General features: G+C 51.0%; 35 protein-coding genes. 1 reads left to right on the top strand and 34 read right to left on the bottom strand.

Annotation, left to right across the window (positions count from 1 at the left end; genetic code table 11):
* Positions 1-247 (top strand): restriction endonuclease (locus tag ACY692_RS00710; protein ID WP_462323404.1); only part of this gene is annotated, 247 nt, incomplete at its 5' end.
* A 286-nt stretch (positions 248-533) separates the two neighbouring features.
* On the opposite strand, the gene ACY692_RS00705 is transcribed toward ACY692_RS00710, so the two are convergent.
* From ACY692_RS00705 to rpsL, 34 genes are all read right to left on the bottom strand, one after another.
* Positions 534-1,370: a nitroreductase family protein gene (locus tag ACY692_RS00705; protein ID WP_462323403.1), complete on the bottom strand. Its 837-nt coding sequence runs from the start codon at positions 1,368-1,370 to the stop codon at positions 534-536.
* Positions 1,371-1,583: 213 nt separating this feature from the next.
* Positions 1,584-3,137, bottom strand: coding sequence for an ASKHA domain-containing protein (locus tag ACY692_RS00700; RefSeq protein WP_462323402.1), 1,554 nt, complete (start codon positions 3,135-3,137; stop codon positions 1,584-1,586).
* Between the two features lie 71 nt (positions 3,138-3,208).
* Positions 3,209-4,120, bottom strand: a complete 912-nt coding sequence (locus ACY692_RS00695) for a selenium metabolism-associated LysR family transcriptional regulator (protein WP_462323401.1) — start codon at positions 4,118-4,120, stop codon at positions 3,209-3,211.
* Positions 4,121-4,199: 79 nt separating this feature from the next.
* Positions 4,200-4,637 (bottom strand): 50S ribosomal protein L17, encoded by a 438-nt coding sequence (rplQ, locus tag ACY692_RS00690; protein ID WP_462323400.1) that lies wholly within the window; start codon positions 4,635-4,637, stop codon positions 4,200-4,202.
* Positions 4,627-5,670 (bottom strand): DNA-directed RNA polymerase subunit alpha, encoded by a 1,044-nt coding sequence (locus ACY692_RS00685; RefSeq protein ID WP_462323399.1) that lies wholly within the window; start codon positions 5,668-5,670, stop codon positions 4,627-4,629. The genes rplQ and ACY692_RS00685 overlap by 11 nt, the downstream gene beginning before the upstream one ends.
* Positions 5,671-5,683: 13 nt before the next feature.
* A complete protein-coding gene (gene rpsD / locus ACY692_RS00680; protein ID WP_462323398.1) occupies positions 5,684-6,310 on the bottom strand; it encodes a 30S ribosomal protein S4 in 627 nt (208 codons plus the stop codon).
* Positions 6,311-6,324: 14 nt separating this feature from the next.
* Entirely contained in the window at positions 6,325-6,714 is a 390-nt protein-coding gene (rpsK, locus tag ACY692_RS00675) for a 30S ribosomal protein S11 (protein WP_462323397.1), read from the bottom strand.
* A gap of 16 nt (positions 6,715-6,730) precedes the next feature.
* Entirely contained in the window at positions 6,731-7,099 is a 369-nt protein-coding gene (gene rpsM / locus ACY692_RS00670) for a 30S ribosomal protein S13 (RefSeq protein WP_462323396.1), read from the bottom strand.
* A gap of 14 nt (positions 7,100-7,113) precedes the next feature.
* Positions 7,114-7,227, bottom strand: coding sequence for a 50S ribosomal protein L36 (gene rpmJ, locus ACY692_RS00665; RefSeq protein ID WP_462323395.1), 114 nt, complete (start codon positions 7,225-7,227; stop codon positions 7,114-7,116).
* A gap of 59 nt (positions 7,228-7,286) precedes the next feature.
* Positions 7,287-8,591: a preprotein translocase subunit SecY gene (gene secY / locus ACY692_RS00660; protein ID WP_462323394.1), complete on the bottom strand. Its 1,305-nt coding sequence runs from the start codon at positions 8,589-8,591 to the stop codon at positions 7,287-7,289.
* 6 nt (positions 8,592-8,597) lie between these two features.
* Positions 8,598-9,044 (bottom strand): 50S ribosomal protein L15, encoded by a 447-nt coding sequence (rplO, locus tag ACY692_RS00655; RefSeq protein WP_462323393.1) that lies wholly within the window; start codon positions 9,042-9,044, stop codon positions 8,598-8,600.
* On the bottom strand, positions 9,044-9,214 hold the full coding sequence (gene rpmD / locus ACY692_RS00650; protein ID WP_462323392.1) for a 50S ribosomal protein L30: 171 nt from the start codon (positions 9,212-9,214) through the stop codon (positions 9,044-9,046). Before rpmD ends, rplO begins: the two co-directional genes overlap by 1 nt.
* An 8-nt stretch (positions 9,215-9,222) precedes the next feature.
* Positions 9,223-9,714, bottom strand: a complete 492-nt coding sequence (rpsE, locus tag ACY692_RS00645) for a 30S ribosomal protein S5 (RefSeq protein WP_462323391.1) — start codon at positions 9,712-9,714, stop codon at positions 9,223-9,225.
* Between the two features lie 12 nt (positions 9,715-9,726).
* Entirely contained in the window at positions 9,727-10,083 is a 357-nt protein-coding gene (gene rplR / locus ACY692_RS00640) for a 50S ribosomal protein L18 (protein WP_462323390.1), read from the bottom strand.
* Between the two features lie 8 nt (positions 10,084-10,091).
* Positions 10,092-10,628, bottom strand: a complete 537-nt coding sequence (rplF, locus tag ACY692_RS00635) for a 50S ribosomal protein L6 (protein WP_462323389.1) — start codon at positions 10,626-10,628, stop codon at positions 10,092-10,094.
* A gap of 10 nt (positions 10,629-10,638) precedes the next feature.
* Positions 10,639-11,022, bottom strand: a complete 384-nt coding sequence (rpsH, locus tag ACY692_RS00630) for a 30S ribosomal protein S8 (protein ID WP_462323388.1) — start codon at positions 11,020-11,022, stop codon at positions 10,639-10,641.
* 15 nt (positions 11,023-11,037) lie between these two features.
* Positions 11,038-11,223 (bottom strand): type Z 30S ribosomal protein S14, encoded by a 186-nt coding sequence (locus ACY692_RS00625; RefSeq protein WP_462323387.1) that lies wholly within the window; start codon positions 11,221-11,223, stop codon positions 11,038-11,040.
* 12 nt (positions 11,224-11,235) lie between these two features.
* Positions 11,236-11,775 carry a 50S ribosomal protein L5 gene (gene rplE, locus ACY692_RS00620; protein WP_462323386.1) on the bottom strand — a complete coding sequence of 180 codons (540 nt, stop codon included), beginning with the start codon at positions 11,773-11,775 and terminating at the stop codon, positions 11,236-11,238.
* 9 nt (positions 11,776-11,784) lie between these two features.
* On the bottom strand, positions 11,785-12,108 hold the full coding sequence (gene rplX, locus ACY692_RS00615; protein ID WP_462323385.1) for a 50S ribosomal protein L24: 324 nt from the start codon (positions 12,106-12,108) through the stop codon (positions 11,785-11,787).
* Between the two features lie 8 nt (positions 12,109-12,116).
* The gene (rplN, locus tag ACY692_RS00610; RefSeq protein WP_462323384.1) at positions 12,117-12,485 is read right to left on the bottom strand and encodes a 50S ribosomal protein L14; all 369 of its coding nucleotides are present in this window, start codon (positions 12,483-12,485) and stop codon (positions 12,117-12,119) included.
* A 9-nt stretch (positions 12,486-12,494) separates the two neighbouring features.
* Positions 12,495-12,761 carry a 30S ribosomal protein S17 gene (gene rpsQ, locus ACY692_RS00605; protein ID WP_462323383.1) on the bottom strand — a complete coding sequence of 89 codons (267 nt, stop codon included), beginning with the start codon at positions 12,759-12,761 and terminating at the stop codon, positions 12,495-12,497.
* A gap of 2 nt (positions 12,762-12,763) precedes the next feature.
* Positions 12,764-12,958: a 50S ribosomal protein L29 gene (gene rpmC / locus ACY692_RS00600; protein WP_462323382.1), complete on the bottom strand. Its 195-nt coding sequence runs from the start codon at positions 12,956-12,958 to the stop codon at positions 12,764-12,766.
* Between the two features lies 1 nt (position 12,959).
* Positions 12,960-13,370: a 50S ribosomal protein L16 gene (gene rplP / locus ACY692_RS00595; RefSeq protein ID WP_462323381.1), complete on the bottom strand. Its 411-nt coding sequence runs from the start codon at positions 13,368-13,370 to the stop codon at positions 12,960-12,962.
* A complete protein-coding gene (gene rpsC / locus ACY692_RS00590; protein ID WP_462323380.1) occupies positions 13,370-14,008 on the bottom strand; it encodes a 30S ribosomal protein S3 in 639 nt (212 codons plus the stop codon). Before rpsC ends, rplP begins: the two co-directional genes overlap by 1 nt.
* A gap of 12 nt (positions 14,009-14,020) precedes the next feature.
* On the bottom strand, positions 14,021-14,353 hold the full coding sequence (rplV, locus tag ACY692_RS00585) for a 50S ribosomal protein L22 (RefSeq protein ID WP_462323379.1): 333 nt from the start codon (positions 14,351-14,353) through the stop codon (positions 14,021-14,023).
* A gap of 4 nt (positions 14,354-14,357) precedes the next feature.
* The gene (gene rpsS, locus ACY692_RS00580) at positions 14,358-14,642 is read right to left on the bottom strand and encodes a 30S ribosomal protein S19 (RefSeq protein ID WP_462323378.1); all 285 of its coding nucleotides are present in this window, start codon (positions 14,640-14,642) and stop codon (positions 14,358-14,360) included.
* An 8-nt stretch (positions 14,643-14,650) separates the two neighbouring features.
* On the bottom strand, positions 14,651-15,481 hold the full coding sequence (gene rplB, locus ACY692_RS00575) for a 50S ribosomal protein L2 (RefSeq protein ID WP_462323377.1): 831 nt from the start codon (positions 15,479-15,481) through the stop codon (positions 14,651-14,653).
* Between the two features lie 2 nt (positions 15,482-15,483).
* Positions 15,484-15,774, bottom strand: a complete 291-nt coding sequence (gene rplW / locus ACY692_RS00570) for a 50S ribosomal protein L23 (RefSeq protein WP_462323376.1) — start codon at positions 15,772-15,774, stop codon at positions 15,484-15,486.
* Between the two features lies 1 nt (position 15,775).
* A complete protein-coding gene (gene rplD, locus ACY692_RS00565; protein ID WP_462323375.1) occupies positions 15,776-16,396 on the bottom strand; it encodes a 50S ribosomal protein L4 in 621 nt (206 codons plus the stop codon).
* An 11-nt stretch (positions 16,397-16,407) separates the two neighbouring features.
* On the bottom strand, positions 16,408-17,040 hold the full coding sequence (rplC, locus tag ACY692_RS00560) for a 50S ribosomal protein L3 (RefSeq protein WP_462323374.1): 633 nt from the start codon (positions 17,038-17,040) through the stop codon (positions 16,408-16,410).
* A gap of 20 nt (positions 17,041-17,060) precedes the next feature.
* Positions 17,061-17,369, bottom strand: a complete 309-nt coding sequence (gene rpsJ / locus ACY692_RS00555; protein WP_462323373.1) for a 30S ribosomal protein S10 — start codon at positions 17,367-17,369, stop codon at positions 17,061-17,063.
* 86 nt (positions 17,370-17,455) lie between these two features.
* Entirely contained in the window at positions 17,456-19,528 is a 2,073-nt protein-coding gene (gene fusA / locus ACY692_RS00550; RefSeq protein WP_462323372.1) for an elongation factor G, read from the bottom strand.
* Positions 19,529-19,540: 12 nt separating this feature from the next.
* The gene (gene rpsG, locus ACY692_RS00545; RefSeq protein ID WP_462323371.1) at positions 19,541-20,011 is read right to left on the bottom strand and encodes a 30S ribosomal protein S7; all 471 of its coding nucleotides are present in this window, start codon (positions 20,009-20,011) and stop codon (positions 19,541-19,543) included.
* Positions 20,012-20,027: 16 nt separating this feature from the next.
* Positions 20,028-20,399, bottom strand: coding sequence for a 30S ribosomal protein S12 (gene rpsL, locus ACY692_RS00540; protein ID WP_462323370.1), 372 nt, complete (start codon positions 20,397-20,399; stop codon positions 20,028-20,030).
* Between the last annotated feature and the right edge of the window lie 85 nt (positions 20,400-20,484).

Genomic DNA, 20,484 nt, shown 5'->3' with positions numbered 1-20,484 from the left:
AGGCAGGCCAGAGATTCAAAAATTCGTAGGTGCGCTTCACGGACAACGGGCCAAAAAAGGCGTGTTCATTACAACCAGCCATTTTTCAAAAGAAGCACTGGACTATGTGCAGAAAATCGATCCAAAGGTTGTCTTGATTGACGGCTCCGATCTGGTTCAGCTCATGATTGATCACGGGGTCGGCGTAAGTTCTGCAGCAGTGTACGAAGTCAAAAAGGTGGATACGGATTTCTTCATTGAAGATTGAAACGTTCGAGAGCTAAGACTTTGTAATTCAATACCAAGAAACTCCTCGCTGCCATTGGCTACCCGCTATGGGGTCTTACAGACATCTCAAGCATATTTGCCTGACATGTAACGTTTTTTGTCGATTTTTAGGTACGTACGCCTGAAACTCGATTCTACTAAGGGGCCGTGACAGTACTGCATGGGGTGCACCGTACCCGCCAACGAATCGCTCTCAACGCACAAACGCCCCGGATCAATGTGATCCGGGGCGTTTGTGCGTTGAGGGATATGCCTCTGGCTGATCCTCAGAAGGCTTCAACCAGATTCACTTTGGCCGGAACCCGCTGGACCGTGCGATGATACTGTACGGCAGGTCGACCGAACGCCATGCAATAGCCGATCTTGTGGGCCTTGGGCACGCCGAGCCGTTCGGCCAAATCCGGGAAAAAGTCGGCCAGGCACCACGTGAGCATCCCGTCCCACAATGTGCCGATTCCCATTGTCTGGGCCATGAGCTCAAAGTTGGTCAGGGCGATAACGCAATCAACCCCAGGGACAGCCCCCTTGCCCGGTGCACTGGCGATGAGGATATGCGGGGCGCCACGAAGGATGACGTCCTTGCCGTGCTTGGTGTAGGCCCCATGGGCCATGCGCATGTACTTGTGTGCCAGGGTATCCTTTTCCGGATCCAGCCCGGGGATCATTTTGCCCAGCCTTGCATAGATCTCCTCGCCCAGTGCCACGGTTGCCTCCCGGGTCATGGTGGCGGTGAAGAGCACGCCTTGGGAGTTGGTGCTTGTGGGGGCGTGCCAGGCGATTTCCAGAAGATTTTGGATGGTAGCCGGTTCCAGAGGCTGCTTTTTGTAATGCCGCACGGAACGACGCCCCTTGATGAGGGTCTCCATGGAATGGGCCGTGGGCATTTCATAGGTGAGAGACAGACTCGTATCCGGGACAACCCCCATGATGGAGATGGCCCCGGTGGGACAGACAGCCAAACAATGCTGACAGCCGATGCATTTTTTCTCGTCTGGAATGACAGGGAATCCGCCCTTTTCCATGACAATACATTGGGGCGGGCAGTCGGCCACACAGTTACCGCACGTTATGCAGCGGTCTTGGTTGAGGTTGAATTGTACCATAATGGGCTCCTTTTATTCGTTGTTCTCGTACAATCATCTCCGTGGACTAGGAGCGACACCTGTGGCCATCAAGGACAGGCGGTTCCGCTCTTCAGCGTCCCAGGCCCGTGCCCCAGGAGGGGCTGCGAATATGACAGCTGGTATCGGGCTATACCGGAAAAAGTTCCCTAAAAAAGGTAACATTGCATTAGCAACCTCAAGGCCGGCCCCGCCTCACCTTTTTCCGAAGTGCATCCTTGCGACATAGTTTTCGGAAAAATGCACATCCCCAGGGAGGTCAATGGTGGTCAGATGGTCTCCCATATGACGTAACGTATCGCGTGCCTCCCGATCCTGAAGAATATCCCAGGCACCCTCCAACGCGGTATTGCCCGCCAAACGTATCTTTCCCTCGAGCTGTCTGGGCACAAATCCCAATTCGACCAGATCGCTTGGCAGCAGGTGGATGCCCAGCGAACCGGCCAGAAAAACCTGTTTGATATCCCTCCAGGCAAGATCAGCATGATCGACCAGGGCATCCAGGGCATACTCGCATGAGGCCTTGAGCTTGAGAATCTCCTCGATGTCTCTTCCGGAAAGCACATCCCGCCCTTCTATGGTCAGCACCCTGCCCTGCGGGTCCTCTCGTATCGCGTCCGCAATCGTTTTGGCTAACGGCTGGGATGGCGTACTAAATCCACCGGACCTATCCAGCACCCCCAGACGGCGGAGAGCAGCAACCAACGAGAGATAGCCCGTGCCGGATATCCCGTGGGCAAGGTTTCCGCCCTGGGGAACCAATCCCGCAGGGGAGATTGTGAACCGGGTGCACACCCTGCCACCGGCCATGCTCCCCCGGGTCAAACCGACCCCTTCCAGGGCCGGGCCCATGGCCACACTGGCTGCCAAGAAATCGTCGGGCCCGAGGGCAAGGATAAATTCCCCGTTGGTGCCGAAATCAGCCAGAATAAAGGGAAACCTTGTTTCACCATCATCTTGGGACAGAAGATGGAACAGTCCCGCTGCAATGTCGGCCCCAATAAAGGGAGAGAGCAGGGGAGGGATATAGATTTCGGGCAACCGAGGGCAAGGCTGGCCGCATGTTCCTCCCTTATAGGACAAAAAATAGGGGGCCCTGGCAAGGTTCTCACAGGAAAGATCCAGGAGAAAATAGATCATGGCGCTATTCCCGGTGACAACCACATTGTGCCGCTGCGGATGTTCGTCTTCCCCGATGAGGTTTGCCAAAAAATCGACAAGAGAGTCGTGGAGTGATTTACGTACAGCACCGCTCAGTGCAGCGCCTGAAAATCGGGACATGACGTCCCGCCCACATCCCAGCTGGGGATTGAGCCCCTGCCCGTCGCACACCCCCCTTTCCCCCCTCTTGATCCCCCGCCATTTGATAGCCGTAGTGCCAATATCTACAACCAGTTTTTGGAATCCGATGTCCACGGTCTTTTCCACACAAATATGCCGTTCCCGTCCACCCGGGGCCAGGAAATGCATACCCGAAAGAGGGTGGTGTTTGCAGGCCAGCCTCCAGCCCGCTCCAAGTTGCCGAGGAGTGAAGATGTTCCGCTCAGCTCCATCAGGATCCGGAGCGTTTCTTCGGAAGCGTATACGGCAGAGTCCGCAACTGCCTATTCCGGAGCACAGAGGGCGTCCCCAAAAATATCCCAACGCAAAAAGATGCTGGGCCAGGGTAGCCTTGGGATCACACATACAGGCACGCAAATGTCCGCCGGATTCGATAACGATCTCTTGCTCTGTCTTGGCATCTCTCATGGGAAGTTAGGATGGTTCCAAAAAAAATTCTTGGGGTTAGGTTGGAGGCAGTGGGTATATCCTCTGGACAATTACAATGCAGAATATTCCGGGATTGTCTCCCGAAGATATTCTTGAAACCGCTGAGTTGCCGGGAACTTTTCCCGCTTGCAATGGTGCACGAGATAAAAATCCCGGGCCATTACAAGATCGGGGATAGCCAAAAGGGCCAGGTCTCCACGCTGGATATACGGCGTAGCAACCATGCGCGAGGTCACCGAAAGACCGAGTCCCGCGACAACACATCCCAACATTGCCTGGGTATTCTGTACCTGTATGGACACGCGCATATCCGTGACCCCAAGTCCTATTTTACGCAATGACGAAGCAAGTGCCTTACGGGTGCCTGAGCCGGGTTCACGCATGACCCAAGACGTTTTCTTGACCATGTCTTCACCCTGCCAGTTTTGAACATTTGCTACAAGCCCCGGTGCACCAATGACAACCAAATCATCCGATACAACCGGTTCAAAAGAGAGTTCGTTATGTTCCGCAGAGGAACCGACCAAGCCAAGCATGACATCTCCTCGACCGACCATATCAATGACCGCACCGGTGTCCCCAACCCGCAAATCAACGTTGACATCGGGATAGTTGCGCATGAATCCCCCTAAAATTTTAGGGAGAATATAGTCGGCAGGAATTGTACTCCCACCAATTATGAGTGGCCCAGAGACCGCATGCCGAAGAAGATCAATCTCTGCCCGGGCCATTTCCATGCCCCGAAAAACCCCTTGTGCCCTATCGTACAGGATTTCCCCGGCCTGGGTCGGAAGAACATTCCGGCCCACCCGATCGAACAAGAGTACACCGAGATCGTCCTCGAGCAGGGCAACATGGGAGCTGATCGTGGGTTGGGAGAGAAAAAGTTCCTTCCCTGCCTTAGAAAAACTGCGGGATTCATAGACCTTGACAAAGGCCTCAAGCCGTCGCGTATCCATCATGTCTATACTTTGTATTTAATTTATCTATAAATAATTTCCCAAAAAAAGGCAGAAAAACCTGCCTTTTTTTGGGAAATTATTACTCTTCGCTATCTTTCTGTTCGTCGGCCGGCACCGCTTCCTGCACAGACGGGCTACTGTCCTCTTCGCTGGAAGCGAGGTACTTGAGCTCGATCAGTGCCATCTGGGCGGAATCGCCCTCCCGGGGCTGACCAAACTTGACAATCCGTGTATACCCACCGTGCTGATCTTTGGTGTAGCGTGGGCCGATTTCGTTAAACAACTTCTGAACCAACTGATGACTGCCAAGCATCTTGTACGCCTCACGCCGGGCCGTGACATCATTTTTGAGGGCGAGGGTGATCAGCGGTTCGACAAACTTGCGCAGTTCCTTGGCCTTGGGTAATGTTGTTCGTATCCGTTCATAGGTCAGCAGGGCCCTGGACATGTTCTTGAACATGGCCTTCCTGTGCTCCATGGTCCGGCTGAACTTTCTGCCTGATTTTTTATGCCTCATCTTCTTCTGACCTCTTCATCCATTCCTGGTACTTTTCTTCAAAATTATCGGACTTCATACCGAATTCAAGGCCCATGGACTCCAAAACCCTGCGAATATCCTCAAGGGATTTACGTCCAAAATTCTTTGTCTTGAGCATCTCGTTTTCGGTTTTCTGGACCAGTTCACCAACGAGGTGGATACCGGCACTCTTCAAGCAATTGCTCGCACGAACTGGCAGCTCGAGGTCCTCTATAGATTTGAAGAGATTGGGATTGAGTTCCTGGTCTTTCGAATCACTCTGTCGATCAATATCAGCCGTGGACTCGTCAAAGTTGATAAAAACGTCGAGCTGTTCCTTCAAAATCTTAGCGCTGTAGGCCAAGGCATCATCAGGAGAGACAGATCCATCGGTCCAGATTTCCATGATCAATTTATCGTAGTTGGTCATCTGTCCAACACGGGCCTGTTCGATATGGTAGGCCACCTTCTTGACCGGTGAGAAGCTGGAATCGAGAGGGGTAATCCCGATTTCCTTGTCCAGCCCTTCGTGCATTTCTGCAGGTAAATATCCCTTTCCCATCCTGACTTCGATATCAACAACGAAATCGAGAGGTTCGGTCAATGTGGCTATGTGTTGTTCAGGGTTGAGCACCTGGAGATGCTGATTCTCCTGGATGGCAGAAGCCGTGACTTGACCGACATCATTGGCTATAAGCTGCAACCGTTGTGGCTCGCTGCTCGAGGAGGCAAATTTAATTTGCTTGAAGTTAAGAATAACATCGGTAACGTCCTCAACAATCCCCTGAATGGTGGAAAATTCGTGCTGGACACCCTGGATCTTGATAGCTGCGATGGCACATCCCTGCAGGGAGGACAACAGTATCCTCCGTAGGGAATTACCGATAGTAGTACCAAACCCACGCTCTAGTGGCTCACATATAAATTTCCCGTACATTGCATTGGACTTTGGATCTCGCTCAATGCGCTCTGGCTTTACGAGCTCGGACCAGTTCCGCACGTTGACAGGACGTTCACTGGTGGTTTCCGTCATAGAGAACACCTATTTATTTTGAGTACAGTTCAACAATCAACTGTTCATTCATCGGGAAGGTGATATCGTCACGCACGGGAAGTGCCTTGACCGTTCCCTTCAAAGCGGTGGTGTCAACATCGAGCCAGGCGGGTACACCACGACGTGCCACCACCTCTTGGGCCTCTTTGATAACCAGATTGGTTTTACTGCCTTCACAGACCTCCACGACGTCGCCTTCCTTGAGCTGGATGGAAGGCACGGTAACCTTACGGCCATTGATCATGAAATGTCCGTGGCGGACAAACTGACGGGCCTGATTCCGAGAGTTGGCAAAGCCCAGTCTGTAGGCAACATTGTCGATACGCTTTTCAAGAAGTATCAACAGATTGGTACCGGTAATTCCCTTCTTGCCATCCGCAACCTTGAAATAGTGGCGAAACTGTCCCTCGAGAAGGCCGTACATGCGACGTACCTTCTGCTTTTCACGCAACTGGATCGAGTACTCAGTGGGCTTACGACGCATTTTACCGTGCTCTCCCGGAGGATAGGAGCGACGCTCGAAAGCGCATTTATCGGTATAGCAGCGGTCCCCCTTGAGGAAGAGCTTTTCGCCCTCACGACGACAAAGCTTACATTTGGCTCCTGTATATCTAGACAATGTAAAATCCTCCTTTAAACACGACGTCTTTTAGGCGGCCTGCACCCATTGTGGGGGATTGGGGTGACGTCACGAATAAAGGTGACCTTCATCCCAGCAGCATGGATAGCCCGCATAGCCGATTCCCTTCCAGAACCGGGCCCCTTGACCAGAACACCCACTGTACGCATTCCATGTTCCTGCGCACGCTTGGCTGCAACCTCGGCGGCCTTCTGCGCAGCAAACGGGGTACTTTTTCGGGAGCCCTTGAATCCTGCGGTCCCGGAGCTCGCCCAACTGATGACGTTGCCGACGTTGTCGGTAAAAGTTATTATAGTATTGTTGAAGGTAGCACTTATCCGTACTATCCCGCTCGGAATATTTTTCCGCTCTTTTCTCTTCATTCCTTTCTGAGGCCTAGCCATACTGTCTCCTCATCCTTTACTTTTTACGGCCTACGGCTACCCGCTTTCTGCCTTTTCTGGTCCGTGCATTCGTTTTGGTCTTTTGACCATGCACGGGTAAGCCACGCCTATGCCTCAGCCCACGGTAACATCCAATATCCATGAGTCGCTTGACATTCCCAGTGACTTCACGCCGGAGGTCACCCTCAACTTTGTAATTATCCTCGATTTCAACACGGATCTTCTTGACATCTTCGGAAGTGAGATCGTCGGTCTTCTTCGTCCAATCTGTTCCAGTGGCGTCCAAAATCTTCAGCGCTGACGTATGGCCTATCCCATAAATATAGGTCAAAGCAATATCGAGTCTTTTATTTTTCGGTAAATCAATACCCGCAAGTCTTGCCACAACATCCCCCTAGACTAGCCTTGTCTCTGTTTATGTCTTGGATTTTCGCAAATGACACGGATGGTCCCATGGCGTTTTATGACCTTGCACTTGGGACATATTTTTTTGACAGATGGTCGGACTTTCATAATTCCCCCAAAATCAATTTCTAAATAGCTCTGTACTGGTTTTCGTTCGCAGGTCTCAACTAGCGACGTCCTTTCACTTTGGCTTTGGCCATGAGTCCATCGTACTGTCCGGTAATGAGATACGATTGGACCTGATTCATGGTATCCATGGCCACACCGACGACAATCAGCAAAGCGGTACCGCCATAGTAAAACGGAACATTGAATTGCCTAATGAGAAGCATCGGGAAAATGCACACGATAGATACGTATATAGCGCCCCAAAAAGTCAACCGTCCCAAAACCTTATCAATATATTCCTTGGTCTTAATGCCGGGCCGGATACCGGGTATGAACGCCCCCTGCTTTTTCAAATTCTCGGCAATATCCTTGGGATCGAAAATAATAGCTGTATAAAAAAAGCAGAAGAAAACAATCATGGTTATATACAACAAATTATAAACAAACGAACCGGGATTGAAAAAAGAGGAGAATTGTTTCAGCCAATGAACACTGGAAAAATTAGCGATGGTCGCCGGGAACATGAGGATGGAAGAGGCAAAAATCGGCGGAATGACGCCGGCGGTATTCACCCGCAAAGGCAGGTGGCTGCTCTGTCCACCATACATTTTCCGTCCCCTCATCTGTTTGGCGTACTGTATAGGAATCCTACGCTGCCCGCGTTCGACGTAAATGATCCCAACCAAGACCCCCACCATGACGATGAGAACAAAGAGAGCCACAAAAACACTGATCTCACCGGTTCCCATGAGCCGAATGGAGTTGTAGATCCCGGCCGGGAAACGACAAACAATACCGGCAAATATAATCAGAGAGATCCCGTTGCCAAGCCCGGATTCCGTTATCTGCTCTCCAAGCCACATGATGAGAACGGTCCCGGCGGTCAGAGTCATAACCGTAATTATCCTGAAGGACCATCCTGCAGCAAGAACGACAGGCGCTCCGGTTGGGCTGGACATGCTTTCAAGTCCGATAGCGATACCCAAACCCTGTACAAGGGTTATCAGAACCGTTCCGTACCGGGTGTATTGGGTAATTTTCTTTCGACCGGCTTCCCCCTCTTCCTTGCTAAGACGCTTCAGTTCAGGACTGACCACGGTCAAAAGCTGGATGATGATCGAGGCGGAAATATAGGGCATGATCCCAAGAGCAAAAACCGAAATATTGCGCAGACCACCACCGGAAAACATATCAAACAGACCAAAGAGGGTGTTCTGGGCATTGGCGAAAAAATCGGCCAACGCGCTTCCGTCGACCCCGGGGATCGGCAAATGTATGCCAACTCGATAGATGGCCAAAAAAACGAAAGTAAAGAGGACCCTCCGCTTGAGTTCCTGAACCCCTGAATTCATTGGAGCCGACATAGGCGATTATCCTTCGAGAGCTATGGCCTGTCCGCCGGCCTTGGTAATTTTCTCAACGGCCTTTTTAGAAAAGGCATGGGCCGTGATACTGACCGGTCCGGCCAAGTCACCATCGGAAAGGATCTTTATCGGAGCCCCCTTACGGGAAAGACCACTCGCATAAAGGTCATCAATGCTGATCTCCTTGGAATCAGGAAAAAACGTAACGACCTTGTCGAGATTAACCGTTTGGTAACGTACGCGGAAAGGATTCTTAAATCCTCGCTTGGGCAGCCTACGCTGTAAAGGCATCTGACCACCCTCAAACCAGGGAGGAACCCCGCCGCCCGACCGGGCGTTCTGTCCCTTATTCCCCTTACCGCTTGTACAGCCCTGCCCGGTGGCAGAGCCGCGTCCTACACGCTTGCGGTCAGCGCGTTGTTCCGGATATGGATAAAGTTCATGCAAATTCATTATTTAACAACCTCAACTAAGTGACGGACACGACGTATCATACCCACCGTGCACGGATTGTCCGGGAGCTCATTGCACGAATCAACCTTACCAAGGCCAAGGGCCTTGATCGTCTTTTTCTGCACTGGGCTACATCCTATAATGCTCTTAAGAAGTCTGACCTTGATCATGGGATCACCTATTTACGCGTGATGGTAATTTTCTTGCCACGGATATCACTGACTTCCTCTGCCCCACGCATCCCTTCGAGACCGGCAAAGGTGGCCCGCAACACATTGTGTGGATTGTTTGTGCCAATAGCCTTGGTCAGGATATCATGGACGCCGGCGGCCTCCATAACGGCACGAACAGGTCCGCCCGCAATAATCCCGGTTCCCTTTGAAGCGGGTTTGAGCAGAACACGACCGGCGCCGAAAATCCCTGTCGTCTGGTACGGAATGGTCCCATCGATAAGAGCAACCTTTTTCATTGAACGCCGGGCTCTGTCAGATGCCTTTTTGATGGCTTCGGGAACCTGGTTGGCCTTACCGAGTCCGTACCCAACCGTGCCATTCCCATCGCCAATAACAACAAGCGCACTGAAGCTGAAGCGACGACCGCCCTTGACCACCTTAGCGACCCTATTGAGATAGACGACTTTTTCTATAAATTCGCTCTCAGTCTGCTGCATGAATGACCTCTATTAAAATGTTAAACCGGCTTCGCGTGCACTGTCTGCAAAAGCCTTGACTTTTCCATGAAACACATAACCGTTCCTATCAAAAACCACAGAAGAGATATCCTGCTTCAAGGCTTCCTCAGCAATCCGCTTGCCTATTGTTTTTGCGGTCTCAATATTCGCGGGGACTGTTTTGTACTCTTCCATCGCCAATGAGCAAGATGAAGCCAGCGTAGTCCTGGCGTCGTCATTGATGACTTGAGCGTAAATGTGTTTGTTGGATCGAAATATAACGAGACGTGGTCTCTCGGCAGTGCCGTATATCTTTTTGCGGATACGGATCTTTCTCTTTAATCTCGCTTGTCTTTTGCTGGGTCTCATTGTTTTACCTACTTAGCACCTGATTTACCGGCTTTACGGCGGATCTGCTCATTGACATATTTGATCCCCTTTCCTTTGTAAGGCTCTGGGGGACGGACCCGTCGAATACGGGCGGCTGTCTCTCCAATGAGTTGCTTGTCGCAGCCTGAAAGTGCGATTTTATTTCCCTCGATTTTACCATCGACCCCTTGGGGAAGGGTAAAATTGATTGGATGGGAGTATCCTACATTTAACTCGAGAGCAGATCCCTTGAGATTAACCTTATAGCCAACTCCGACCAACTCGAGTTCCTTGACGAACCCTTTGCTCACACCCTCGATAGCGTTGGAGAGAAGAGATCTGCAAAGCCCGTGGTGACACCTACTTTCACGTTCGTCATCTGCGCGCGTCACCTGAACGCGTCCATCGATCTCCTCGACCTGGATCTTTTCGCTGATTCCTATGGTCATGGTCCCTTTGGGGCCATTGACGACAACTTCGCGATCCTTGATGTTGAGCTCGACTTCTTTGGGAATGACGATCGCCATCCTACCTATTCTTGACATAGCTTCCTCACTACCAAATTTCGCAGAGGAGTTCTCCGCCGATTCCCAGTTCCTTAGCCTTGGCTCCGTCCACAATTCCTTGTGACGTAGAAAGGATACACACTCCAAGGCCGTTTTGAACTGCCGGAATATCAGCTTTGCCTACATAAACACGGCGTCCTGGCTTGCTAACCCGTTTAAGCCCGGAAAAGGCCGGTTTACCCTCATGATATTTCAATCGAATATCAATGGAGCTTCCATTGATTTCAAAATCCTGAACATACCCTTCGTCCTTGAAAATAGCCACCATATCTGCCTTCGCCTTGCTCAATGGAGCGGAGACAGTATCATGGAGAGCCATTTGCGCATTACGGATCCTGGTCAGGATATCTGCAATTGGATCAACTACTGACATATGCACATTCCTCGTTTACCAGCTAGATTTTCTTACGCCCGGAAGTTCCCCGGCCAAGGCCATATTACGGAAACAAATACGGCAGATCCCATATTTACGCATATAACCCCTGGGTCTACCACACAATGGGCATCTGTTATATTTGCGGGTCGAAAATTTTGGCTTCCGCTGTGCTTTGACCATTAAAGATGTACGTGCCAAAATAGTCCTCCTTTATTTCTTAAAAGGCATGCCAAGCAGGTCCAAGAACCTCTTGCCTTCCTTGTCGGTGGCTGCGGAAGTTACGATTGTGATGTTCATGCCTTTGACCCGATCTACATTGTCCATATTGATTTCAGGAAAAATTGTATGATCTTTGATGCCCAAGGTGAAATTTCCTCTACCATCGAAGCCCTTGTCGGCGATCCCACGGAAATCCCTCACCCGAGGGAGAGCTATGTTTATGAGCTTGTCCAAAAAATACCACATTTTGGCTCGGCGCAAAGTGACAGCACAACCAATAGGCTGCCCCTCACGGAGCTTAAATGCGGCGATAGACTTTTTTGCTCGGGTAATCACAGCCTTTTGCCCTGCGATCAAGCTCAATTCCTTTGCAGCGTCCTGAATCATTTTGTTGTCTTGGCTACCCTCGCCAAGCCCCATATTCAGGGAAACAAATTTGAGACAGGGTATCTGCATGATGGAGGAATAGCTAAACTCCTTCATCAATTCCGGGGCTACATTTTTTTTATACAGTTCACTCAGTCGCGTCATTATAGTACCCTAACTCATCACTTCGTTACATTTTTTACAGTAACGAACTTTTTTTCCGCCATCGGTTACTTTGTAACCTACCCTCGTCGGCTTTGCGCAGGATTCACACACGATCTGGACGTTCGAAACATGCAGGGGCGCTTCTTTGTCGACGATTCCCCCCTGTTCATTTTGATAAGGGTTTGGCTTGACATGGCGTTTGACCATGTTGACGTTTTCGACAAGGAGGAGGTCTTTGTTCTTGTAGATTTTTTTGACCGTTCCTGTCTTTCCTTTGTCCTTTCCAGCAAGGACAATCACCGTATCTTCTTTATGGATTTTCCTGGTTTTCATAGCAAGTCCTATAAAACCTCAGGTGCCAGGGACACGATCTTCATAAAACTTTTTGCTCGCAGCTCTCTCGCAACAGGACCAAAAATACGTGTACCCACTGGCTCAAGGGTCTTGCTGAGTATGACAGCAGAATTTTTGTCGAACCGTATGTAGGATCCGTCAGGTCGGCCGATCTCTTTATTGGTCCGGACGATTACAGCCTTCATCACATCGCCTTTCTTTACCTTGGAATGGGGCATCGCTTCCTTGACAGAAACCACGATCAAGTCCCCGACGCTGGCATAGCGGCGATGACTTCCGCCAAGCACCTTGATGCAGGATACCTTTTTGGCTCCCGAGTTATCTGCAACATCAAGCGTTGATTGTACTTGTATCATCTTGTTCCCCTACAGAGCCTTTTCGATAATTTTTGTCAGGTGCCACCGTTTCTGGGCACTCAGCGGGCGGTGCTCAACGATCTGAACTTTGTCGCCAATACGGCAATCATTCATAGGATCGTGGGCCATGCACTTTTTTCTTCGACGGATGTATTTTTTGAGAACAGGATGCTTCACGAGTTCTTCTACACGCACGACAATCGTCTTATCGTTTTTATCACTGATCACAAAACCAGTCATGCGTCGTTTGTTGGTTTTCTTTTCGCTTTTCACCATGTCTAGTTCTCCATCTCTTTTTCGCGAAGGACACCGAGAATACGTGCGACATTCTTTTTGACTATGGAAATTCGCTGCGTATTTTCAAGCTGAGCGGTGGCATGTTGGAAGCGAAGGTTCATCAACTCCTGACGATACTCCGTCAACTTCTCATGTAGCTTGTCGATATCAAATGTTTGCATCTCTGAAGCTTTCATATCAGGACTCCTTTACAACGATCTGGGTCTTGAATGGCAGCTTATAAGAAGCCAGCTTTAGCGCCCGCTTAGCCAATTCGACATCGACACCCTTGATCTCGTACAACACCTTACCCCTGCGCACGGGAGCACACCATCCACATGGGGCACCCTTACCTTTACCCTGCCGGGTTTCGAGGGGCTTGGAGGTTATTGGTTTGTCGGGGAAAACGCGGATAAAGACCTTCCCCCCTCTTTTGATATGGCGCATCATGGCCACACGAGCAGATTCTATCTGCTGATTGGTCAGCTTGCCACTTTCGAGCGCCTTAAGTCCAACCTCACCAAAGGAGACCCGGCTCCCGCGAGAGGCTTCCCCGCGGATCCTTCCCTTTTGGTGTTTCCTGAATTTAACCTTTTTAGGACTCAGCATTATCGACGACCCTCATCTAAAATATCACCCTTGTAGATCCATACCTTGACGCCGATAACTCCGTACGTCGTGGCTGCCTGGGCAAAGCCGTAATCGATGTCAGCACGCAGGGTATGCAATGGAACCCGGCCCTCTCTCTGCCATTCGGTGCGGGCGATCTCGGCACCCCCCAAGCGGCCGGAACAGGAGACCTTGATCCCCTCCGCTCCAAACTTCTGGGCAATGGCAATGGTCCGCTTTGTCGCCCTACGGAAAGCAACCCGACGTTCGAGCTGCATGGCAATATTCTCGGCGACCAACTGGGCATCTACTTCAGGTCGGCGGATCTCATTGACCTCAATGAGGAATTCGCCAGAAAATTTGTTCTTCAGATCTGCCCGGAGCTTCTCAATCTCGGCACCCTTGCGCCCAATAACGATACCGGGCCGTGCGGTGGAGAGGATCAAACGGATCTTGTCGGCAGCACGCTCAATCTCAATTTTGGCGATACCGGCATGATACAGTTTTTTCTTGACATAACTCCGGAGCTTTTTGTCTTCATGTACAAATTTGGAATAATCTTTGGTTGAAAACCAGCGTGATAGCCAGTTTTTGTTGTATCCTAATCGGAATCCGTATGGATGTATTTTTTGGCCCAAGGCAATGTCCTCCTATAGCTCATCGACAATTACAGTTACATGGCTTGTACGCTTCAAAATGCGATAAGCTCGGCCCATTGCCCTGGGTTGAATCCTCTTCCATGTAGGACCTTCGTTGATCATGACCCTCTTGACGAAGAGATTGTCCACATCCAACCCTGTGTTGGCTTCCGCATTGGAAATAGCGGAATCCAACACCTTCAAGATGACTTTTGCGGCTTTCTTGGGTGTAAATTTGAGGATATTAATGGCATCCTCTACAGTCCGACCACTGATATTGCGTGCGACAAGCCGGGTTTTCTGTGCAGAAATCCGCATGTATTTTGCAGTTGCTTTAACTTCCATTGGACTACTTTCCTTTTACCTGGCTTTTCTTGCCCCCGGCATGTCCACGAAAAGTCCTGGTCGGAGAAAACTCACCAAGTTTGTGACCAACCATATTTTCGGTGACAAATACGGGAACAAATTGTTTGCCGTTATGTACAGCAAAAGTCATCCCGACCATTTCCGGGATAATCGTCGATCGCCTTGACCAGGTCTTGATGACCTGACGACTGTTATCCTTTGTGGCACGGTCGACCTTAACCAGCAAATGATCGTCTACAAAAAAACCTTTCTTTAATGATCTTGGCATGCTTACTCCTACTTCCGGCCGCGGCGTTTAACGATCATACGGGAAGACTGCTTTTTGGGATTTCTCGTCTTGTATCCCTTAGCTGGCTTGCCCCACGGCGTCACTGGATGACGTCCACCAGAGGAACGACCTTCACCACCACCCAGAGGATGGTCAATCGGGTTCATGGCCACACCTCGGACTTCCGGCCGTTTTCCCCTCCACCGATTACGTCCGGCCTTGCCGATACTGACGTTTTCAAAATCGAGATTTCCAACCTGGCCAATAGTGGCCATATTGGTTGCCAGAACTCTGCGGACCTCGCCAGAAGGGAGCCTGAGCAGGGCAAACTTCCCCTCTTTGGCCACCAACTGGGCGTATGTGCCGGCCGATCTGGCCATCTGCCCACCCTTTCCAGGGTATAGCTCGACATTATGAACAATGGTTCCCTGGGGAATTTTAACCAAGGGCAACGCATTGCCGGTCTTGATATCGGCTTTCTCACCTGCCAAAATCTGGTCACCGACCTTGAGACCCTTGGCGGCGAGGATATAGCGCTTTTCTCCATCCGTATAATTGAGGAGGGCTATACGGGCACTCCGATTTGGATCATACTCGATCGTTGCGACCTTGGCTGGTATCCCGAATTTGTTTCTCTTGAAATCAACGACTCGATACCTGCGCTTGTTACCACCACCACGACGACGCGACGTGATCCGGCCATAGTTGTTACGGCCTCCACCGGAACTGATCCCTCGTGTCAGGGACCGCTCAGGACGAGACCTGGTGATCTCGTCATAGGTGGATACCGTTTGAGCTCTCCTACCAGGCGAGGTAGGTTTCAATTTACGTACTGCCATCCCTAAACCCCTTCAAAAAATTCTATTGTATCACCTGATGCCAGGTTGACATAGGCCTTTTTGTAGCCAGGCTCCCTACCGACGGCACGGCCCATCTTTTTCCGGACACGGGGCCGATATTTGACAACGTTGACCGACTGCACGGTGACATTAAAAAGTTCTTCGATCGCCAGAGTGATATCGTACTTGGAGGCCTTGGGATGTACATAAAAAGCGATCGTTCCATCCTGCTCTTTGAGCAGGGTGGTTTTTTCGGAGAGCAGGGGTTTGATAAGAACCTGTGTGTTTTCCATCTTATTGTAACCTCTCCTGCAGCTTTTCTACAGCTCCCTGCTCCATGACGAGCTGTGGATGCCGTAAAATATCATAGACGTTCAGTGCATCTTGGGTCGTGACCTGCACACCCGGAATATTGCGCGCTGAAAGGCTAAGGTTTTTATCCTCTTCAGGAACAACAATCAAGACTTTTTTTACCCCCAGCTGATCGCGCAGGGCGGCAAAGCTCTTGGTCCGGATTTCATCCATTTTGAGGGAATCTACGATCATCATATCTTCCTGCACAAAACGGGAGGTCAGGGCCATCTTCAGGGCCAGCTTCTTGACTTTCTTGTTGACCTTAAAGGCATAACTCCGGGCCTGTGGGCCATGGGTGATGGCTCCCCCCTTCCAGAGCGGTGACCGAACAGAGCCGGCCCTTGCACGTCCCGTCCCCTTCTGTCTCCAAGGTTTCTTGCCTCCACCGCGGATCAAAGCCCGGTTCTTGACACCTACGGTGCCGGCCCTTTGTGCATTACGATAGGCACGCACGACAAAATGCAGAATCTCGGGTTTCACTTCAACAGAAAAGATACCGTCGACGAGATCCAGTTCCCCCACGACGCTCTTTTCCTGGTTGTATATTTTTGCCATAGCCATAGCAGTTCTCCTTACTTCCTCTTGCGAAGAAGGACCAACCCCTTCTTCGGGCCGGGAACCTGGCCCCGAATAATGACAAGGTTCTCTTCGGGCCTGACGTCAACGACCTCGAGACTGACGGAGGTAACGTTTTTGTTCCCCATCTGACCGGCCATCTTTTTTCCCTTGAAAACCTTCCCGGGATATGCGCACTGCCCAATGCCACCAGTGGTCCGATGGACCTTTTCATGTCCATGGGTTGCAGGTGCCCCACCAAAATTCCAACGCTTCATGGGACCAGCAAATCCCTTCCCCTTTGAAGTTCCACGCACATCGATTCTTTCACCGGGTGAAAAAATATCGGCAGTGATGTTCTGACCGATCTCGTAAGAATCAACATCGTCCGCACGGAATTCGTTGAGGTATCTATAGAAACCACAATCCGCCTTGAGCTGATGGCCGCGGCCGGGTTTGTTCAATCGGTGCGATGCGATGGATTCATATCCAAGCTGGATTGCGTTGTACCCATCTTTTTCTTCAACCTTTTTCTGGATAACCGGACATGGCCCGACTTCGATTACGGTTGCAGGAACAACGGTTCCGTCATCCGCAAAGACACGGGTCATGCCAAGTTTCTTCCCTATAAGGCCTAATGTCTTTTTCATGGCTTACTCTCTTTTCGCGACTAAAGCTTTATCTCGACATCCACACCGGCAGGCAGATTGAGCTTACCAAGTGCGTCAACGGTCTGCTGGGTGGGTTCGAGTACATCGAGCAGTCTTTTGTGGACCCTGATTTCAAACTGTTCGCGAGATTTTTTGTCAACATGCACAGACCGCTGGATCGTTGTCTTGTGGATCCTTGTCGGCAAGGGAATGGGCCCTGCGATGCCGGCTCCGGTCGTCTTTGCCGAATCAACAATCTCAGCTACTGCCTTGTCTAGGATACGATAATCGTATGCCTTTAATTTGATTCTAATTTTATCGCTATTCATGAGTCATTTCCTAAGTGTTGCGAAAAACCGGGTTGGCCTTCTTTGGTATACGCAGGTACCACTTCCCACGTGCTTGTTGCAGGATATTAGACCTTTTTCAGAAGCTCTTCAGCAACCGAAGCCGGAACCTTTTCGTAATGATCAAAAAGCATGGAATATGTTGCACGCCCCTGGGTCTTGGACCGGAGATCCGTAGCATATCCAAACATGCTGCTCAGGGGGATATGGGCCCTGATGATCTGGGTACCCATTCTTGAATCCATGCTGATGACCTTGCCCCGTCGTCCGTTGACGTCACCCATTACATCACCGAGATACTCTTCAGGTGTGAGGATTTCGACAAACATGATCGGTTCAAGGATAACACTCGCCGCCTTTCTGCAGGCTTCCTTGATGGCCATGGAACCGGCGATGTAAAAGGCCTGTTCCGAGGAATCCACATCGTGGTACGAGCCGTAGACGAGCCTGACCTTGAGATCGACAACGGGAAAACCGGACAGGACACCGCTCGTCAGGGCATTCCGGATCCCTTTGTCCACGGCAGGAATGTACTCTTTGGGGATCACACCACCAACAATCTTGTTCTCAAATTCGTACCCCTGTCCGGGTTCCTGGGGTTCGACTTCAATAACCACATGCCCGTACTGGCCACGACCGCCCGACTGCTTGGCGTACTTATGGTCTTCCTTGACTGCCTTGGTGATGGTTTCGCGGTAGGATACCTGCGGCTGACCGACGTTGGCATCAACTCCGAACTCACGGGTAAGGCGGTCGACAATGATTTCGAGATGCAACTCACCCATTCCGGCAATGAGTGTCTGTCCTGTCTCTTCGTTGGTCTTGACCCTAAAAGAAGGGTCTTCCTTGGCCAATTTTTGCAAGGCCTGACCCAGAGCATCCCTGTCCGACTTGGTCTTGGGCTCGATGGCTACCTCAATGACCGGGTCGGGAAAATCAATGGACTCCAAGAGGATAGGTCTGTCCTGAGCACACAGGGTCTCACCGGTGGCCGTATATTTCATCCCGACCGCGGCAACGATATCCCCAGCATAAGCGGACTTGATCTCCTCTCGCTTATTCGCGTGCATCTTCAGGAGGCGTCCAATACGTTCCTTCTTGCCGGAGGCGGCGTTGAGAACAGTCGTCCCGGTCTCCACCTTGCCCGAGTAAACACGCAGGAAGCTCAGATGACCGATGAACGGGTCCGCCATCAGCTTGAACGCCAATGCCGACAAGGGTTCGTCGGAATTACAAGGACACTCGATCTGCTCATCTGTCCCGGGAACCTGCCCAACCATGGGCGGAATATCAACCGGAGAAGGGAGGTATGCGACAATGGAATCGAGCAGCGGCTGCACGCCCTTGTTTTTGAAGGCGGATCCGCACATAACCGGACAGATATTCAGTTTGATAGTTTCCTGGCGGATGGCCTCGGTGAGCTCCTCTGGGGTGATCTCCTCACCGTCCAGGTATCTATCGAGCAGCGATTCGTCTTCCTCGGCAACGGCCTCGACAAGCGCCTGCCGCCATTGGTCGGCTTCATCCTGGAATTCTTCAGGAATGGACTCGTACTCGTACTTCTCGCCCATGGACTGCTCGTCAAAAATAAGCGCCTTGCCCTGGATGAGATCGACAACCCCCCTGAAAGCATCCTCACTTCCAATAGGGATCTGCAGTGGAACCGGCTTTGCCTTGAGCCGCGTGGAGATCATTTCGACAACCCGAAAAAAATCGGCGCCAGACCGGTCCATCTTGTTGACGAATGCGATGCGGGGAACCTTGTACCGGTCTGCCTGACGCCAAACGGTTTCAGACTGGGGCTCGACACCACCCACAGCACAAAAAACCGCCACGGCACCATCGAGAACACGCAAGGCACGCTCGACTTCAACCGTGAAATCCACATGACCGGGAGTATCGATTATATTGATACGGTGATCCTGCCAAAAACAGGTCGTGGCCGCCGAAGTAATGGTGATCCCACGTTCCTGCTCCTGTTCCATCCAGTCCATGGTGGCCTGGCCATCGTGTACCTCACCGATTTTATGAGATACGCCCGTATAATAGAGCACCCGTTCGGTGGTCGTCGTCTTGCCCGCGTCAATATGGGCCATAATGCCGATATTTCTTTGCTTTTTAATAGGTACGTCTCGTGACACGCTCACTCCTAATTACCAGCGGTAATGTGCAAAGGCTTTGTTGGCTTCGGCCATGCGATAAGTGTCTTCTTTCTTCTTGATAGCCCCACCGCGGTTGTTCAGGGCATCATTGAACTCGGCTGCAAGCCGGGACATCATCCCCTTTTCACCCCTTGAGCGGGCATACGTGACCAGCCAGCGGATCGCCAACGATTCCTGCCTGACCGGACGGACCTCCATAGGGACCTGATAGGTCGCGCCACCGACTCTGCGCGACTTGACTTCCATCTGTGGCTTGACGCTCTCCAGAATCTTTTCAAAGACCTTCAAAGGCTCTTCATTGACCCGGTTCGCAACATCCTCGACGGCTGTGTAAAAAATTTTTTCGGCTACACTCTTTTTCCCATCAACCATGAGCCGGTTGATAAACTTTGTTATGATACGACTCCCGTAGCGGGGATCTGGCAGAACCCCCCTCTTGGGAGCTGGTCCTTTTCTAGGCATTGCTTACTCCTTAAAGCTATTTGGGACGCTTTGTTCCGTACTTAGAGCGGCTTTTACGCCTATCCTGAACCCCGGAAGTATCCAGCGTGCCCCGGATGGTGTGGAAACGAACACCGGGGATATCCTTGACACGACCACCACGAATCATGACCACCGAATGCTCCTGCAGATTATGTCCTTCTCCCGGGATATATGAAGTCACTTCGATCCCATTGGTCAGCCGCACCCTGGCGACTTTCCGCAATGCGGAGTTAGGCTTCTTCGGGGTCGTCGTATATACACGAACGCACACCCCGCGTTTTTGGGGACATTGTTGCAGAGCTGCGGTCTTCTTTGCCTTGACTTGTTTGGTCCGCTCTTTGCGAACCAATTGGTTTATCGTAGGCATACGACCTCCATATAAGATAACTTTTAGAAACGCCGTCAGTTATTGAAAGCGCATAGGCTTGTCAAGCTTTTGATATACATCCGGA

The organism is Desulfoplanes sp. (genome assembly GCF_054921335.1).
Note: the sequence above shows the minus strand (reverse complement) of the source record. Positions and strands in the feature narration are given on the sequence as shown.